This window comes from Tropicimonas sp., assembly GCF_047971885.1.
Classification (GTDB): domain Bacteria; phylum Pseudomonadota; class Alphaproteobacteria; order Rhodobacterales; family Rhodobacteraceae; genus Tropicimonas.
The window spans coordinates 87471-101241 of the sequence record NZ_JBKEAE010000063.1 but is presented as its reverse complement, the minus strand read 5'-3'; the positions used below and the strand labels follow the sequence as shown (position 1 = coordinate 101241).

Below are 13771 nucleotides of genomic sequence, written 5' to 3'. Positions count from 1 at the left end.
TCGCCATCGGCATGCAGAGCGCGCTGCGCGCCCGCATCCAGCCCGGTGACATCGGTGTCGTGACCGGCGCGGGACCCATCGGCATGATGACGGCGCTCGCCGCACTCGCCGGCGGCTGTGCAAAGGTCTATGTCGCCGATCTTGCCCAACCCAAGCTCGACATCATCGGCGCCTACGAGGGCATCGAGACGATCAATATCACCCGGCAATCCGCGGCGGAGGCGATCGCCGAGGCGACGAACGGCTGGGGCGCCGATGTGGTGTTCGAATGCTCCGGCGCCGCGCCGGCGATCCTCGGCCTGCCGAAGCTCGCGCGGCCCGGCGGCGCCGTCGTTCTGGTCGGCATGCCGGTCGATCCGGTGCCGGTCGATATCGTCGGGCTTCAGGCCAGGGAACTCAGGATCGAGACGGTGTTCCGCTATGCCAACATCTATGATCGCGCGATTGCGCTGATCGGGGCCGGCAAGGTCGATCTCAAGCCACTGATCTCGGCGACGATCCCCTTCAAGGACAGCATCACCGCCTTCGACCGCGCCGTCGAAGCGCGCGAGACCGATGTGAAGATCCAGATCGAACTGCCGGCGGACTGAGCCGGAGGGACAGACGGATGACAGAAGGACGGCGGGCTTGCCCCTCGTTCTGTCCGGCGGACAACTTGGCCCCGGCGGTCGAATCGGTCGTTGCGCAGCGCCCCATGATACCGGGATGACGAGACGCTGCCCTTGCCCGGCGCCGGATCATGCGCTTTTTTCGCCGTTGACGGTTAAAAAACTATCAGGAACCCGGCTCTGCATGCGTGGAATACCTGCTGCCCGCCTTGCTACAGGTAGTTCACACCGACGGGGGATTCGACCGGGGAGGGCGAAACCCGAGGTGACGGGAGGGTGAGGTGAAGCCGGATCTGGAACTTGTCCATATCAGGAAAGGCGAGTCCTTCGCCGCCTGGCAGCACGGATACCCGTTCCGGACGGTCCGCTGGCATTATCATCCCGAATACGAAATCCACCTGGTCGTGGCGACCTCGGGCAAGTTCTATATCGGCGATCACATCGGCCGCTTCGAACCGGGCCAGCTTATCATGACCGGCCCGAACCTGCCGCAGAACTGGATCAGCGACGTTCCCGAGGGCCGTGTCGAATCCCGGCGCAGCCGGGTCATCCAGTTCACCGAAACCTTCATCGACGGCGCGCTCGATGCCATACCCGAGATGGAGGCGTTCCGCCCGCTGCTGGAGCGCAGCCGGCGCGGGCTTCTGTTCGACCCGGAAACGAGCCGTCGGGTCGAGCCGGTGATGGGCGAACTGGTGAATGCCCGCGGCATCCGGCGCATGACCCTGTTCTGCCAGATCGCCGACATTCTGGTCCGGGCGCCCGGGCCGCAGATTCTGGCCAGTCTCAACTTCCAGCTCAACATGGGCAAGGGAAAGGACAGCGGAATCAACCTCGCCATAGCGCATCTGCGCGAGAACCTGACCGAGCAGATCAGCGAGGCCGAGCTTGCCGCACTTGCCGGGCAGAGCGCCAGCAGCTTCTCGCGCTCCTTCAGGCGCCATACCGGCATGACGCTGGTACGCTACAAGAACCACCTGCGGATCGACCTTGCCTGCCAGATCCTGCTGACGGACCCCGGTATCCGGGTGGCCGATGTCTGTTTCGAGGTCGGCTTCGCCAATCTGTCCAACTTCAACCGCCACTTCCTGCGATTGAAAGGGATGCCGCCGTCGCAGTTCCGCGCGACGTTCGCCGCCAACAACGCGGTCTGGATGACCGCATGATCAACCGGATCGGATACGATAATCCCCGGCAAGGGCTGCAAGCCCGCCGCAGCGGGCAGCAGACAAAAACCGAACGCGGCCGCAGGGCGGCCGGAACATTTCGCGAGGCAGGTCATGGACTTCAGGGGTAAATCCGTCATCATCACCGGTGCCGGCAAGGGGATCGGCCGCGCGACGGCGGTCCTGCTGGCAGGGCGTGGCGCAGAGGTCGTCGCGATCAGCCGGGGGCGCGGGGCGCTGGAAAGCCTCGCCGTGGAAACCGGCGCCCGCGTCATCTCCGCCGACCTGTCGGACAGCGCTGCCGCCCGCGCGGCAATGAAAGAGGCCGGCACCTGCGATTTCCTCGTCAATTGCGCCGGCACCAACGTGCTGGAAACCGTGCTGGAGATGACCGACGATGGCTGCGACACGGTGCTGAACATCAACCTGCGCGCCGCGCTGATCTGCGCTCAGGAATTTGCCCGCGCGCGCGTCGCCGCCGGCGGCGGCGGTGTGATCGTCAACATCAGCAGCATCGCCGGGCATCGCGGCTTCGACGAACACCTGTGCTATGCAGCATCCAAGGCCGGGCTCGAGGGCGCAACGCGTGTCATGGCGCGCGAGCTTGGGCCGCACGGCATCCGTGCCGTCGCCATCGCCCCCACCGTCACGCTGACCGAACTGGCCGCCGTCGCGTGGAGCGATCCCGCCAGAAGCGGGCCGATGATGGTTCGCCATCCGCTCGGCCGTTTCGCCGAACCCGAAGACGTCGCCCGCGCCGTCGCGCTGATGCTGGGCGACGATGCCGCGATGGTGAGCGGCGCGGTGCTGCCGGTCGATGGCGGCTTCCTCGCCGTCTGATTGACGAATCCCCTCAGCAAGGAGACGAGAAATGGCTGAATCACTGACGGGCAGGATTGCCGTCATCACCGGGGCCGCCTCCGGCATCGGGCTGGCCTCCACCGAGGCGATGATCGCAGGTGGCGCGACCGTGGTCATGGTCGATAACGACGAGGCCGCGCTGGCGCGCGAGACCGCCCGGCTGGGCGAGCGGGCGATTGCGCAACTCACCGACCTGATCGATCCCGAAAGCTGCACCCGCATGGTGCCGGAGGTCCTTGCAAAGGTCGATCATATCGACATCCTCTATTGCAACGCCGGTACCTATATCGGCGGCGATCTGATCGAGACCGACGACGCCACCATCGACAGGATGCTCACCCTCAACGTCAACGCGGTGATGAAGAACGTGCGCGACGTGATCCCGCACATGATCGAGCGCAAGACCGGCGATATCGTCGTCACCTGCTCGATAGCAGGTCAGTTCCCGACCTACTGGGAGCCGGTCTAGTCCGGCTCGAAATGGGCGATCACGTCCTTCGTGCAGGGGATGCGCCGGCAGATGATCCCGCATGGCGTGCGCGTGTCGCAGGTCTCGCCCGGGCCGGTCGTCTCGGCACTTCTGGCCGACTGGCCCGAGGAGAACCTGCGCAAGGCAAGGGAATCGGGCAGTCTGATCGAGCCCGGCGACGTGGCCGACGCGGTGATGTACATGCTCACCCGCCCACGCAACGTCACCATCCGCGACATGCTGGTACTGCCCACCAACTTCGATAGGGTCTAAGCTCCCGACCGGATGCCGGCGGCGGAATGGAGGAATTGGCATGGGCCAGTATTACATGGGTATCGACGTGGGAACCGCCAGCGCACGGGCCGGGGTGTTCGACGCCGCCGGTACCCTGCTGGGCACAGCGAAACAGGATATCACCGTTCATCGCGCGCCGGGTTCGATGGTCGAGCAATCGTCGAACGAGATATGGGCCGCGGTCTGCGCCGCCAGCCGCGGCGCCGTCGCGGCGGCGGGGGTGGACCCGGCCGAGGTGGCCGGCATCGGTTTCGACGCGACCTGCTCGCTGGTGGTTCTGGGCGCGGGCGGGGTACCGCTCCCCGTCGGCCCGAGCGAGGAGCCCGAGCGCAACATCATCGTCTGGATGGACCATCGCGCCACCCCGCAGGCGGACCGGATCAATGCGCTCGGCCATCGGGTGCTCGACTATGTCGGCGGCACGATTTCGCCCGAGATGGAAACGCCCAAGCTGTTGTGGCTCAAGGAGAACCGCCGCGAGATCTTCGATGCCGCCTGGCGCTTCTTCGACCTCAGCGATTACCTGACCTGGCGAGCAACGGGCAGCGAGGCACGCTCGGTCTGCACCGTAACCTGCAAATGGACCTATATGAGTCACGAGGGACGCTGGGACGAAAGCTATTTCCGCAAGATCGGCCTGGGCGAACTGGTCGATGACGGCTTCGCCCGCATCGGGGCCGAGATCGTCGATCCTGGAACGCCGCTGGCCGCCGGCCTGACAGGGGCAGCGGCCGCCGATCTCGGCCTGGCGCCCGGCACGAAGGTCGGCGCGGGGCTGATCGACGCGCATGCAGGCGGCGTCGGCACGGTGGGGGCGCGGGGCGGCGGCGGGCCGCAGGAAAACCTCGGCTATGTCTTCGGTACCTCTTCGTGCACCATGACCACCACGGCCGATCCGGTCTTCGTGCCCGGCGTCTGGGGTCCCTATTATTCGGCCATGGTGCCCGGCGCCTGGCTGAACGAGGGCGGCCAGTCGGCGGCGGGAGCGGCGATCGACCGGTTGCTGCGCTTCCATCCCGCCCATGACGAGGCGGCAGCCCTCGCCAGCGCCGCCGGCAGGTCGCTGCCCGGCTGGCTCGGCGCGCGCGCCTCGGAAATTGCCGGAGATGCGGCGGCGCATCTGGCGGACGGATTGCACGTGGTGCCGGAATTCCTCGGCAACCGCGCACCCCATGCCGACCCCTACACCCGCGCGGTGATCGCCGGGCTGGGGATGGAGGCGGATGTGGACAATCTGGTTGCGCTCTATGTCGCGGGCATCTGCGGGCTGGGCTACGGCCTGCGCCAGATCATCGAAACGCAGACCGCGAACGGTGCTCCCATCGGGACCATCGTCATCAGCGGCGGCGCCGGGCGCAGCGACCTTGTGCGTCAGCTTCTGGCCGATGCCACCGGCGTGCCGGTTGCCGCCCCCGCAACCGAAGAGCCGGTGCTGCTGGGCTCTGCCATTCTCGGCGCCGTGGCTGCCGGCGCCTATCCCGACATGCAATCGGCGATGGCGGCGATGTCGTCCAACGTGGCGAGCTATCGGCCCGGAACGGCCGAAACCCGTGCCTATCACAACGTCCGTTATGCACTGTTCGGCAGGTTCCAGGCGCTGGCACGGGATGCGGCCGTTCGCGGCTGAAATCCGGATTGCCTGAACATGCGAAATTCGGAGGCAGGATGACCCCACCGCAAGCCGTGATCTTCGATCTGGATGGCTGTCTCGTCGACAGCGAGCCGCTGTCGCTTGGGGCACTGGCCACCGAGATGCGCGCCGTCGGCATCCCGTGGGCGACATTCGAGGTGGCGCGCGACCGCTATCTTGGTGTCACGGTCGGCGATGTCTGCGGTGCCATCGCCACGGCGCTAGGCGAGCCCTGCCCGGCGGATTTCGTCGAAAACTACCAGCGCCACCTCTACGCTGCCTATGAAGCCGACCTGATGCCGATCGCCCCGATGGTGGACCTGCTCGACCATGTTCAGGGCGCCGGAATCGCTACCTGTATCGCCTCGGGCGGTTCGCCCGATCGGATCGGCCGCACGCTGGAGATTGCCGGCATTGCGGATCGTTTTGACGACCGGACATTCAGCGGCGAGCAGGTGGCGCGCGGCAAACCCGCCCCCGATCTGGTGCTTTACGCCGCCCGCCGGTTGGGCGTGAAGCCCGCCCGTTGCGTGGTGATCGAGGATTCGCCGCACGGGATCGCGGGGGCGCGATCCGCCGGCATGCGTGCGCTCGGCTTTACCGGCGGCAGCCATCTCGACGGCATCCGCGAGGCCCATGCCAGACGTCTGCTCGACGCCGGGGCCGAATGTGTTTCGTCCGATGCGGCGGATATCCTGCGGTCGATCATGGGCGAAATGGCCGATACGATCTGACCGGCTGTCCGGCCGGAAACGGAAAAACCACAGTTGGCTGCCGTCGAACCGGGCGGTGCTCAGCGGTCGATCCTGGCCATTGCGTTTGCGTTGTAGCGCGCGCCGACGATGTCGATCGCGGCCAGCGCCTCGTCGATTGCCCGCAGATCGTCCACGTTCAGCACCACATCCGCCGCGCCGAGGTTCTCTTCCAGCCGTTGCGGCGTTCTTGTCCCCGGAATCGGGACGATCCACGGCTTTTGCGCCAGAAGCCACGCGAGGGCGATCTGCGCTTTCGTCACGCCCCTTGCATCGGCGATGCGGCCGATCTCGTCCACAAGGCGCCGGTTGACACGGCGGTTTTCCCCGGAAAAGCGGGGGACGGAATTGCGGAAATCGCTGTCGCCGAGATCGGTGGTCTCGTCGATGGCGCCGGTCAGAAACCCCTTGCCGAGCGGGCTGAAGGGAACGAACCCGATGCCGAGTTCTTCCAGCACCGGCAGGATCGCCTGTTCGGGTTCGCGCCACCAGAGCGAGTATTCGCTTTGCAGCGCCGCCACCGGCTGCACCGCATGGGCGCGGCGGATCGTATCGACGCCGGCTTCGGACAGGCCGAAATGCAGAACCTTGCCCTCGGCGATCAGGTCCGCGACCGTACCCGCCACATCCTCGATCGGCACGTTCCGGTCGACGCGATGCTGGTAGAACAGGTCGATCCGGTCGGTCCGCAGCCGGCGCAGCGAGCCTTCGCAGGCACGGCGTATGCTCTCGGGCCGGGAATCCTGCGGTTTGGATGCAAGGCCGTCGAGGAAGCCGAACTTGGTGGCGATGACAACCTCGTCCCGCATCGGCGCCAGCGCCGCGCCAACCAGTTCCTCGTTGGTGAAGGGGCCGTAGACCTCGGCGGTATCGAAGAAGGTAACGCCGCCGGCATGGGCCGCCCGGATGATGCCGATGCCATCTTCGGTGGTGACGGGCGTCCCGTAACTGAAGCTGAGGCCCATGCAGCCATAACCAAGGGCCGAAACCTCAAGCCCGCCGGATCCAAGCGTTCGTTTCTGCATGTCTGTCTCTCCTGGCGGCCCGGTCGGCCGCACCTCCGTGAATGGTTGCGGCGATAATAGGGCATTGGGCTTGCGGAAACAGACGCTGAATTTCGATAGCACTTATCGACAGACGATATGAATGCGGCACCATGCGCATCGCGACATTCCGGGCCACGGGGTCGGCAGCGGGCCGGTTTCGTTCATTGCGCGATGGCGCAGGCAGGGGCCGCTTGCTAGGTTGCCCCGCATGGTCCTGTCCGCAACAACCCCGGGGATGTGGGATGCTGAAAGAGGTGAATCTCAACGGGATGCGTTACTTCGAGGCCGTCGCGCGCCTTGGCCAGGTGGCGCGGGCGGCCGAGGAGCTTCAGGTTACCACCTCGGCGGTCAGCCAGCAGATCCGCCTGCTGGAACAGCAATTCGGCGTGAAGCTGTTCCGGCGTCACAACCGGCGGCTGGTTCCGACCGAGGACGGCGAGCGCCTGTTTCACGCCACGTCGCGTGCCTTTCGCATGGTGGCGGATGTGCATTCTGCGATCGTGCGCCAGCGGCACAGCCGGCAGTTCATCATGCGGGTCAGCCCGTCTTTCGGGGTGCGCTGGCTCGGCCCGCGCATCAAGACCTTTCTCGACCGCAACCCGACCTGGAGCGTACGGGTCGACGCGACACCCGAATTCACCGATTTCGCCACCGAAACCGTCGACATCGACCTGCGCTACGGCGGGGATTCCCGCTCGGGCATGTACGAGATCTGCGTCATGCACGATTTCATCCTGCCCATGTGTTCGCCCGAATATCTGAAGGTGTTGTCGGAAAAGGGCGACGACCCGATGGAGCAGATCGGCCGGGCCCAGCTGATCGACAGCGTCAAGACGCTCTATCGCTGGGACATCTGGCTGCCCCAGCAAGGCGTGGGAGAGGTGCCACCGGTCTATGCGCTGCGGTTCGACCGTTCGTCCATGGCGATTCAGCTTGCGGCGGACGGCGCTGGTGTGATCCTCGAAAGCGCCCTGCTGGCCTGGCGCGAACTTGACGCCGGCAGGCTGGTGCCGCTGTCGCCCCGGCTGCCGGTGATCGAGTTCCCCGGCTATCACATCGTCTGCCCGCCCCGGCACACCAACAGGCGGATCGTCCGGCTGTTCACCGACTGGATGGTGGCGGAAGGCGCCGGCCACGAGGCCGAGGTACGCAACTATCTGGAGCGATGCGGCTGCGAGATGGTGCTGGAGGACGGGCCGTCGCGGGACAGGGAGAATTCTCCCGCCACGGCCCGTCCAATGGCGCCGGACCGTCAGTAGAGGGTCAGCGCCGGTACGTAGGAAATCAGCGCCAGTACCAGAAGCGCGACCAGGTAGAACGGCATCAGCGCCCGCACCGTCTCGCCGATCCCGCAGCGGGCGATGGCCGCCGAGATAAAGAGCGTGGTCCCGACCGGCGGCGTATAGAGCCCGATCGACAGGTTGACCACCATCATCAGGCCAAGCTGTACCGGATCGAGCCCGATCGCCTGACCGATGGTGACGAAGAGCGGCCCCAGCAGCAGCACCGCCGCCGGCAGGTCGAGAAACGCACCCACGACGATCATCACCCGGTTGAGCGCCAGGATGACCATCCACGGCTCCGAGAAGGCCGAGGTGACCCAGAGGCTCAGCTCCTGCGGCACGCGTTCGGCGGTCAGCACCCACTGGATCGTCGACGACGCCATGATGATCAGCATCACCGCGCCGGTCATCATCGCGGTCTCGACGGCGGCCTCCCAGATTCCGCGCGGCGTCAGGTCGCGATAGACCAGACCACTGACGATGAGAGCGTACGCCACCGCGAGCACGGACACCTCGGTCGGCGTCGCGATACCGAAACGCAGGGTTCCGATCACGAACACCGGCATCAGCAGCGCCGGAATCGCGGTCAGGATCTGGCTGCGGAACGCCTTGAAGCCGCCTTCGAGCGGCGAGCGCGGCAGGTTCATCCGCCCGGCGACGAACCAGACAGCCGTGAACATGCCAACACCCAGCAGGACACCGGGCAGGATGCCCGCGACAAACAGGTCGATGATCGAAACGTTCGATACCAGCCCGTACAGGATCAGCGGGATCGAGGGCGGGATCAGCACCGAGACGGTCGACGAGGCCGAGTTGATCGCGGCAGCGAAACCGCCCGGATAGCCCTCGGCCTTCTGCACCGGGATAAGCGCGTTGCCGAGCGCCGAGGCATCGGCCACCGCCGAGCCCGACACGCCGCCGAACATCACCGAGCCGATGATCGAGACCTGCCCGAGCCCGCCCTTGAAATTGCCGACCAGAAGCCGGGCGACATTGACCAGATAGACCCCGAACCTGCCCGACATCATCAGGCTGCCGGCCATGATGAAGAAGGGGATGGCAAGCATCGGGAAGCTCTGCGTCGGCGTGTAGAGCCGCTGGGCGATCACCGCCATCGGCTTGCCGTCGAACCACAGCGCGGCCGCGACCCCGCCCAGCATCGCATGCGCGACGGGCACCGAGATCGCCAGCAAGAGAAAGAACACCCAGATCAGCGGAGCGGTCATGACGTCTCCTTTCAACTCAGGCTTGAGGTTTCGGGATCGTACCCGAAATCGAAATCCGCCTTGCTGGTCAGTGCGCGGACGATATCGACCACAGCAATGATCGCCATGCCGGCAAAGGCATAGACAAGGCTCGCGTAGCCCCAGATCTGCTTGATGCCGAGCGTCGAAAGCGTCTGGAATTTCGCCGCCCTGAGGATCGGCTGGCTGGATTCCAGCACCGCGAGCGAGATCACGAGAATGGCGATGTTGACCAGAACGGCGATCACCTGCCGGCCACGCGGCGGCAGAAGGTCGGGCAGCAGGGTGATGGCGTTGTTGCGGCCGCGCGCGGCGGCGATGACAACCCCGCCCGCCACCAGCCCGGGCAGAAGAAGCGCAGGGATTTCATAGGCCCAGGCGATGCCCGAACCGAATGCGTAGCGCAGCACGACATTGACCAGCAGCGCCACGAAGATGAACAGAAGGCAGGTGGCCGCGATCAGCCGCCCGCTCCAGTCGAGAAGCGTCGAAACCCCGGCGATCCAGGCAAGGAAGGGGCGTTTGGGCCCCTTCCCGTCCTTTGCCGGCACGCCTGTGCCGGTGCCGGTCATTCCAGCCCCGCCGCCTGTCTGAGCGCGGCAACCAGTTCGGGATACTGGGCTGCGTACTTGTCATAGACCGAAGCGGTCGCCGCCCGATAGGCATCACGGTCCGCATCGGCGAAGATCGCACCTTCGGCCTCCATCTTCGGGCGCAGATCGGTGTCGCTGTCCAGCACCATCTGGCGTTGCAGCTTGCCGGCCTCGGCAGTTGCTTCCAGCGCGCAGGCCTGCGTCGCCTCGTCCAGCCCCGACCACCAGACCAGCCCGGCGACAACCGGGGTCGTCTCGTATTTGTGGCCGGTCATCGTGACATAGGGCGTGATCTCGTGAATCTTCGCCGTATAGATATTGACCAGCGGGTTTTCCTGCCCGTCGAAGACGCCCGATTGCAGGGCCGTCGGAAGCTCGGACCATGCCAGCGGCGCGGGCGCGGCGCCAAGCGCCTCGAAGATATCGACTGCCATCTGATCCGGCGGGGTGCGGATTTTCATCCCCTTCAGATCCGCGGGCTCCGAGACGTTCTTTTTCAGATGCGTGACATTGCGGATACCGTTGTCCCAGAAGCCGATCACCTTGAGCCCGGCATTCTGCGCGCGCTGGTCGAGCATCTCGCCGACCTCGCCGTCCAGAACCGCCCAGGCGGTCGGCAGGTCATTGAACAGGAAGGGCAGACCGAGCATGCCGAACTCGGGCACGATCTGCGCCATCGGGCCCTGGCTGTTGGCCGTCACCTGAATGACGCCGGCGGCGGCCGAGGTCAGCATCTCGGCATCGTCGCCCATGGTCGCCGAAGGCGCGACATTGACGGTGCTGGCCCCGCCGGTGCAGGCGGTGAAGAGCTCGGCCCACTTTTCGGCGGCAAGAAAGCGCGGGTTCCCCGGATTCTCGCCATGGGCAAAGATGATCTCGTCGGCCTGCGCGGCGCCGGCAAGCAAGGTCGCGCCCAGCAGTGCGGTGGTCAGGGTCTTTTTCATCGGTTTTCTCCTCCCGATCGTGTGTGTTCCGGCGGCACGGATGCCGCATGTACGATAGCGGTCCGCCGCCCGCGCTTCTCCGGCGCGGGCCGCAGTGTCCCGTTTCAGTGGATGAGCGAGCCGCCGTTCACGTCGACCTCGGTTCCGGTGCAGTAGGCCGAGAGGTCCGAGGCCAGAAACAGCGCGCAGCCGGCAACATCGGAGGCTTCGCCGGCGCGGCCCATCGGAATACCGGCGAGGACCTGTTCGCGCATCTGCGGCGTCAGCTTGCCGGCGGTGATGTCGGTAGCGATGAATCCCGGGCAGATGGCATTGACGCGCACGTTGTCGGGCGCCAGTTCGCGCGCCATCGCCTTGCTCAGGCCCAGCACGCCGGCCTTGGCGGCCGAATAATGCGGACCGCCGAAGATGCCACCGCCGCGCTGCGCCGAAACCGACGACAGGTTGACGATCGAGCCCGATTTCTGCGCCCGGAACTGCGGGATCAGCGCCTGCGAGCAATAGAGCGTGCCGCGCAGGCTGACATCGGTGACCGCCTCGTAATTGTCGGGTTCGATCTCCATGATCTTCAGCGGCTGGGTGATGCCGGCATTGTTGACCAGAATGTCCACCCGGCCCCATTTCGCCACCAGCGCGTCCATGACCGCCTGCACCATCGGCTTGTCGGTGACGTTGCAGGCCATGCCGACATGGCCCGCGCCGAGATCGGCCGCCGCCGCCTCGGCCTGCGCCGCGTCGAGATCGAGGATCGCGACCTTCGCGCCATGTTCGGCGAAAAGCTGCGCCGTCGCCTTGCCGAGCCCGCGCGGCGAGGCCGCACCGGTGATGACCGCATACCGGCCTTCGAGAAGTCCCATCTGTTGTCTCCGTTCTTCTGTGAGGGCTGTCAGAGCCAGCCCCGGATCTGGTCGGCAACGGCGCGGCGGCTGATGCCATACATGTCGTGCAGTGTCGGCAGGGCGCCGGCTTCGAGGAATTCGTCGGGCAGACCGATCTGGCGAAAGACCGGTGTCACCCCGGCCGTCAGGAGCGCCGCCGCCACCGCCTCGCCCAGGCCACCGATGCGCGTGTGATTTTCCGCCACGACCAGCAGCCGGCCGTGGCCGGCCTGCGCCAGGATCGTCGCGGTGTCGAGCGGCTTGATCGTCGGGCAGTGCAGGACGGCCACGTCGATGCCATCGGCGGCAAGATCGGTCGCCGCGTCGAGCGCGCGCATCGTCATGATCCCGGATGAGACCACCAGCACATCGCGCCCGTCGCGGATCATCTGCGCGCGGCCGATCTCAAAGCGATAATCGGGCTTGTGGCGGGTCAGCACATCGGCGACCTGCCCGCGCAGCAGCCGCGCATAGACCGGGCCCTCGTGCGCCGCCATGGCCGGAACCATCTGCGCCACGTCCGTCGCATCGCAGGGGTCGATGATGGTCAGTCCCGGGATGCCGCGAAAGATCGCGATATCCTCGGTCGCCTGGTGGCTGGGCCCGTAGCCCGAGGTCAGCCCCGGCAGGGCGCAGCAAATCTTGACCGGCAGGTTCTCCTCGGCGATCGTCTGGCTGACGAAATCGCAGGCGCGGCGCGAGGCGAAGACCGCATAGGTCGTGGCGAAGGGGATGAACCCCTCGTGCGCCAGCCCGGCAGAGGCCGCCATCAGCACCTGTTCGGCCATTCCCATCTGATAGAACCGGTCCGGGTGGGCCCTGGCAAAGACATGCAGGTCGGTATATTTCGACAGATCGGCCGAAAGTCCGACGATGCGCCGGTCGCTGCCGGCCATCCGGACCAGCGCGTGCCCGAACGGCGCCGACACCGTGCCATAGCCCTCGGCCTCGAGCGAGGCGATCATCGCCGAGGTCGCCTGCTGCGTCGCCGGAACGGCGCGGGGCTGGTATTTCCGGGCGCGGGATGACGTGCTCATTGCGGGGCCTCCTCGTCGAGCGCGGCGAGCGCCTTTTGCCATTCGTCGGGTTCGACCCGGACGAAATGAGTCATTTCGCGGCGTTCGAGGAACGGCACCCCCTTGCACATCACCGTGTCGCAGATGATGACGCGCGGGCGTGGCTCGTCGAGCGCGCGCGCCGCATCGAAGGCCGCGACCAGCGCGTCGATATCGTTGCCGTCGACCCGCTGGGCGAACCAGCCGAATGCCCGCCACTTGTCGAGCACCGGCTCGGCCGAAAGCATGTGCGTCGACGGGCCGTCGGCCTGCTGGTTGTTGAAATCGACGATGCAGATCAGGTTGTCGAGGCGATGGTGGGCGGCGCTCATCGCCGCCTCCCAGGTCGAACCTTCGCCCATTTCCCCATCCGACATCAGATTGAACACAAAGGCCGGATTGCCCTTGCGTTTCAGCCCGAGCGCCCGGCCAGCCGCAACCCCCAGCCCGAGCCCCAGCGAGCCGCCGCTCATCTCCATCCCCGGCGTATAGCTCGCCATGCCCGACATCGGCATGCGGCTGTCGTCCATCCCGTAGGTGGCAAGTTCCTCCTCGGGCAGGATGCCGGCCTCCATCAGGGCGGCATAGAAGGCGATGGCGTAATGACCGATGGAGAGCAGGTACCGGTCGCGCCCCTCCCATTCGGGGTCTTCGGCGCGAAAATCGATGGCATGAAAGAAAGACACCGCCAGAACGTCGGCAACGCCGAGCGCCTGCCCGACATAACCCTGACCCTGAACCTCGCCCATCTGAACGGCCTTGCGCCGGATGTTATGGGCACGCCGTGCCAGCGATACATTCGACCGCTGAGCGGCCCGGTCGTCGATTGCCATGATCCCTCCCACCGGTATGTCGGATCACACCGGTGTATCGAGACTGCGGCAAATTCCGCCGCAGATATACAAACAAGAATTACCAAGATGCGTAGCAGAGCTACATATAAACCCG

Annotated in this window: 13 protein-coding genes and 1 pseudogene; 7 read left to right on the top strand and 7 right to left on the bottom strand. The window is 66.0% G+C overall.

The window, feature by feature from the left end:
- The 6 genes and pseudogenes from ACK5IR_RS06675 to ACK5IR_RS06650 all read left to right on the top strand — a co-directional run.
- Positions 1–590 (top strand): zinc-binding dehydrogenase (locus tag ACK5IR_RS06675; RefSeq protein ID WP_416927159.1); only part of this gene is annotated, 590 nt, incomplete at its 5' end.
- Between the two features lie 299 nt (positions 591–889).
- Positions 890–1774, top strand: coding sequence for a helix-turn-helix domain-containing protein (locus ACK5IR_RS06670; protein WP_416927157.1), 885 nt, complete (start codon positions 890–892; stop codon positions 1772–1774).
- A gap of 114 nt (positions 1775–1888) precedes the next feature.
- A complete protein-coding gene (locus tag ACK5IR_RS06665; RefSeq protein ID WP_416927155.1) occupies positions 1889–2614 on the top strand; it encodes an SDR family oxidoreductase in 726 nt (241 codons plus the stop codon).
- 31 nt (positions 2615–2645) lie between these two features.
- Positions 2646–3377: pseudogene (locus ACK5IR_RS06660) on the top strand (SDR family oxidoreductase).
- 40 nt (positions 3378–3417) lie between these two features.
- Positions 3418–5025, top strand: coding sequence for an FGGY-family carbohydrate kinase (locus ACK5IR_RS06655; RefSeq protein ID WP_416927153.1), 1608 nt, complete (start codon positions 3418–3420; stop codon positions 5023–5025).
- Positions 5026–5063: 38 nt separating this feature from the next.
- Positions 5064–5762 (top strand): HAD family hydrolase, encoded by a 699-nt coding sequence (locus ACK5IR_RS06650; protein WP_416927151.1) that lies wholly within the window; start codon positions 5064–5066, stop codon positions 5760–5762.
- A 59-nt stretch (positions 5763–5821) separates the two neighbouring features.
- Here the strand turns inward: ACK5IR_RS06650 and ACK5IR_RS06645 are convergent, their stop codons facing one another.
- A complete protein-coding gene (locus tag ACK5IR_RS06645; RefSeq protein ID WP_416927149.1) occupies positions 5822–6805 on the bottom strand; it encodes an aldo/keto reductase in 984 nt (327 codons plus the stop codon).
- Positions 6806–7068: 263 nt separating this feature from the next.
- Here ACK5IR_RS06645 and ACK5IR_RS06640 point away from each other — a divergent pair, with 263 nt between their 5' ends.
- Positions 7069–8085 (top strand): LysR family transcriptional regulator, encoded by a 1017-nt coding sequence (locus ACK5IR_RS06640; RefSeq protein ID WP_416927147.1) that lies wholly within the window; start codon positions 7069–7071, stop codon positions 8083–8085.
- On the opposite strand, the gene ACK5IR_RS06635 is transcribed toward ACK5IR_RS06640, so the two are convergent.
- From ACK5IR_RS06635 to ACK5IR_RS06610, 6 genes are all read right to left on the bottom strand, one after another.
- Positions 8079–9335, bottom strand: coding sequence for a TRAP transporter large permease (locus tag ACK5IR_RS06635; RefSeq protein ID WP_416927145.1), 1257 nt, complete (start codon positions 9333–9335; stop codon positions 8079–8081). The two genes, ACK5IR_RS06640 and ACK5IR_RS06635, sit on opposite strands and share 7 nt — an antisense overlap.
- A gap of 11 nt (positions 9336–9346) precedes the next feature.
- Entirely contained in the window at positions 9347–9925 is a 579-nt protein-coding gene (locus ACK5IR_RS06630; protein WP_416927143.1) for a TRAP transporter small permease, read from the bottom strand.
- Positions 9922–10890, bottom strand: a complete 969-nt coding sequence (locus tag ACK5IR_RS06625; RefSeq protein ID WP_416927141.1) for a TRAP transporter substrate-binding protein — start codon at positions 10888–10890, stop codon at positions 9922–9924. Before ACK5IR_RS06625 ends, ACK5IR_RS06630 begins: the two co-directional genes overlap by 4 nt.
- 104 nt (positions 10891–10994) lie before the next feature.
- A complete protein-coding gene (locus ACK5IR_RS06620) occupies positions 10995–11747 on the bottom strand; it encodes an SDR family NAD(P)-dependent oxidoreductase (RefSeq protein WP_416927139.1) in 753 nt (250 codons plus the stop codon).
- 29 nt (positions 11748–11776) lie between these two features.
- Complete coding sequence (locus tag ACK5IR_RS06615) at positions 11777–12805, bottom strand: transketolase family protein (RefSeq protein ID WP_416927137.1); 1029 nt, start codon at positions 12803–12805, stop codon at positions 11777–11779.
- On the bottom strand, positions 12802–13656 hold the full coding sequence (locus ACK5IR_RS06610) for a transketolase (RefSeq protein WP_416927135.1): 855 nt from the start codon (positions 13654–13656) through the stop codon (positions 12802–12804). Before ACK5IR_RS06610 ends, ACK5IR_RS06615 begins: the two co-directional genes overlap by 4 nt.
- Positions 13657–13771: the final 115 nt, after the last annotated feature.

Excerpts from the sequence above, each read along its gene's own strand:
- ACK5IR_RS06665 (WP_416927155.1), top strand. The coding sequence starts at position 1,889 with ATGGACTTCAGGGGTAAATCCGTCATCATCACCGGTGCCGGCAAGGGG.
- ACK5IR_RS06655 (WP_416927153.1), top strand. The coding sequence starts at position 3,418 with ATGGGCCAGTATTACATGGGTATCGACGTGGGAACCGCCAGCGCACGG.
- ACK5IR_RS06650 (WP_416927151.1), top strand. The coding sequence starts at position 5,064 with ATGACCCCACCGCAAGCCGTGATCTTCGATCTGGATGGCTGTCTCGTC.
- ACK5IR_RS06645 (WP_416927149.1), bottom strand. The coding sequence starts at position 6,805 with ATGCAGAAACGAACGCTTGGATCCGGCGGGCTTGAGGTTTCGGCCCTT.
- ACK5IR_RS06640 (WP_416927147.1), top strand. The coding sequence starts at position 7,069 with ATGCTGAAAGAGGTGAATCTCAACGGGATGCGTTACTTCGAGGCCGTC.
- ACK5IR_RS06635 (WP_416927145.1), bottom strand. The coding sequence starts at position 9,335 with ATGACCGCTCCGCTGATCTGGGTGTTCTTTCTCTTGCTGGCGATCTCG.
- ACK5IR_RS06630 (WP_416927143.1), bottom strand. The coding sequence starts at position 9,925 with ATGACCGGCACCGGCACAGGCGTGCCGGCAAAGGACGGGAAGGGGCCC.
- ACK5IR_RS06625 (WP_416927141.1), bottom strand. The coding sequence starts at position 10,890 with ATGAAAAAGACCCTGACCACCGCACTGCTGGGCGCGACCTTGCTTGCC.
- ACK5IR_RS06620 (WP_416927139.1), bottom strand. The coding sequence starts at position 11,747 with ATGGGACTTCTCGAAGGCCGGTATGCGGTCATCACCGGTGCGGCCTCG.
- ACK5IR_RS06615 (WP_416927137.1), bottom strand. The coding sequence starts at position 12,805 with ATGAGCACGTCATCCCGCGCCCGGAAATACCAGCCCCGCGCCGTTCCG.
- ACK5IR_RS06610 (WP_416927135.1), bottom strand. The coding sequence starts at position 13,656 with ATGGCAATCGACGACCGGGCCGCTCAGCGGTCGAATGTATCGCTGGCA.